This window comes from Streptomyces incanus (genome assembly GCF_042656345.1).
GTDB classification, from domain to species: domain Bacteria; phylum Actinomycetota; class Actinomycetes; order Streptomycetales; family Streptomycetaceae; genus Streptomyces; species Streptomyces incanus.
Genome location: NZ_JBHSPC010000075.1, coordinates 28,290 through 30,642, shown reverse-complemented (window position 1 = coordinate 30,642; position 2,353 = coordinate 28,290). Strand labels below are relative to the sequence as shown.

Sequence of the window (2,353 nt, the reverse complement as noted above, 5' to 3'; positions counted from 1 at the left end):
GAACTACAGCTGCCGTGTCCTTAGGTCGGAGCAGGAGGGGCTTGGGTCGGCTGATCCATGGCGGTGCGCGGCTCGACTCCCGGTCGACCGCCTTCGTTTCTGATTGCCGCCCAGACTGCCGGAGTGACGGTGATCACGGACGCCCTTTGGAGGGTGCTGCTTAGGCTTGTGCCGTCGTCGCGGTGGGGTCCGGGAGAGCGGGTGAAGCCCTCTTGTATGCGCCTGATGATGCGTCAGGAAAGTCAGCAAGTGGTCAGCATGAGTTTTGGAAAACCTGGGGAAAGCTGCCCGAACGTGCGACTCGTTGTAGGGTGTGAAAACAGCCCTTGACCTGCAAAAACGCAGGCAGGGAGCCTACTTGTGGGAGTGCCCCGATGTTGCGTGCCATGTTCAAGTCCAAGATCCATCGAGCCACCGTCACCCAGGCCGACCTGCACTACGTGGGATCCGTGACGATCGACGCCGATCTGCTCGACGCCGCCGATCTGCTGCCTGGTGAGCTCGTGCACATCGTCGACATCACCAACGGGGCCCGGCTGGAGACGTACGTCATCGAGGGGGAGCGTGGCTCGGGTGCCGTCGGGATCAACGGGGCCGCCGCGCATCTCGTCCACCCCGGTGACCTGGTGATCATCATCAGTTACGCTCAGGTGACCGACGCCGAGGCGCGGGCGCTGGAACCCCGGGTGGTGCACGTGGACCGCGACAACCGCATCGTTGCCCTGGGGGCCGACCCGTCCGCGCCGGTGCCGGGGTCGGACCAGCAGCGCAGCCCGCAGGCCGCCACGGCCTGAGGGGCACGGACGGCGCGGACGCGGCCGCAGCCGCACGGTGACGGGCAGAGGCAGGAGCGTGATGTGTCCATGAGTGACATCGAGATCCGCGACGACCGGGCGGCGGGCCGTCTGGAAGCGCTGGCGGGCGACGGCGAGGTCGTCGGCCGGATCGAGTACTTCGTCCTCGAATCCCCCGAGCGCGCGATCGTGCCGGTGCACACCGTCGTCGAGCCCGCCCACGAGGGCAAGGGCATCGCGGGCTCCCTGGCCCGAGAGCTGTACGCCATGGCCGCCCGCGAGGGCGTCGTGGTCGCCCCGCTCTGCCCGTACGTCGTCAAGTGGGCCGAACGCCACCCCGACCAGGCCCCGGCCGCCTCCCCGGACCTCGTCCGGGCGGCGAAGGAGTGGCTGGCGGCGCACCCCGAGCACTTCTGACGCCCCGGACGCCTCCGTGCTCGCCCTCCTGCACACCTCGCCCGTCCACCCCCCTGTCTTCGACGCCCTGCGCGACAGCGCCCATCCGGAGCTGGAGCTGCGCCACCTCGTCGACGAGGAACTGCTGGACCGGGCCCGCGCGGCGGGTCCCGAGGCCGTGGCCCATGATGTGCGGGCGCGGCTGCGGGAAGCCGTAGCCGCGGGTGCTCGTGCCGTGCTGTGCACGTGTTCGACCATCGGTTCGGTCGCGGAGGCGTCGGCCGGCGGGATCGGTGTGCCGGTGCTGCGGGTCGACCGGCCGATGGCGGGCGCGGCCGTGGCCGCCGGGCCGCGCGTGGTCGTCCTCGCGGCTCTGGCGAGCACCCTGGGCCCGACGGTGGCCCTGGTCGAGGAGGAGGCGCGCCGCGCCGGCCGCCGCGTGGAGGTGCGCACCCTGCTGGTCGAGGGCGCCTGGGCCCGCTTCGAGGCGGGCGACCCGGCGGCGTACGTACGTCAGGTCGCCGACGCGGCCGACGCCGTCACCGGCGCCGACGTGATCGTGCTCGCCCAGGCGTCGATGGCCCCGGCGGAACGCCTCACGACCGCCGCCGTCCCGGTGCTGTCCAGCCCGAGGGCGGGGCTCGCGGCGGGCGCGGCGGCGGCACGGGGTGGCCGGTAGCGCCACCTGGGCCTTCGGGAGGCGTGGTCGTCACGCGGGGGAGTGACCGTGGACGACTGGGGACGCGGTCGTCGGGTAGGCGGGGGAGGAGTCCAGAGCAGACCCAGAGCAGACCTCGACCGACTGGCCGGAGGACACCGCCATGACGCAACCACACCCGGACCCCGTCCCACCCGGGCCCGCACCGGACCCGGTTCCCCCGGGACCCGCCCCGGACCCCGTACCCCCGGACCCCGTACCCCCGGGACCCGCTCCGGGCCCGGATCCTCAGCCTCCCCCGCCCCACCCCGACCCGGTCCCGCCCCCGACACCGGGCCCGCCCGCCCCTGGGCCGCCCGTTCCCGGTCCGCCGCCCACGCCGGGGCCGCCCGGACCGTCCCCCTCGCCGATCCCCCCGGGCCCCGAACCGGTCCCGAACCCGGAACCCGGCCCGCCGCTCACCTGATCCGGCGGCTGAGTCGGGCGACCTGGGAACACAGGGCAC

The 2,353-nt window shown here is 73.2% G+C and carries 3 protein-coding genes; all 3 read left to right on the top strand.

The window, feature by feature from the left end; all coding sequences use genetic code 11:
• Positions 1-374 precede the first annotated feature (374 nt).
• The 3 genes from panD (at position 375) to ACFP2V_RS23080 (ending at position 1,869) form a co-directional block, all read left to right on the top strand.
• Positions 375-794 carry an aspartate 1-decarboxylase gene (gene panD / locus ACFP2V_RS23090; protein WP_381215663.1) on the top strand — a complete coding sequence of 140 codons (420 nt, stop codon included), beginning with the start codon at positions 375-377 and terminating at the stop codon, positions 792-794.
• Between the two features lie 69 nt (positions 795-863).
• Positions 864-1,211, top strand: coding sequence for a GNAT family N-acetyltransferase (locus ACFP2V_RS23085; protein WP_381215660.1), 348 nt, complete (start codon positions 864-866; stop codon positions 1,209-1,211).
• Between the two features lie 16 nt (positions 1,212-1,227).
• Positions 1,228-1,869 (top strand): aspartate/glutamate racemase family protein, encoded by a 642-nt coding sequence (locus ACFP2V_RS23080; RefSeq protein WP_381215657.1) that lies wholly within the window; start codon positions 1,228-1,230, stop codon positions 1,867-1,869.
• Positions 1,870-2,353: the final 484 nt, after the last annotated feature.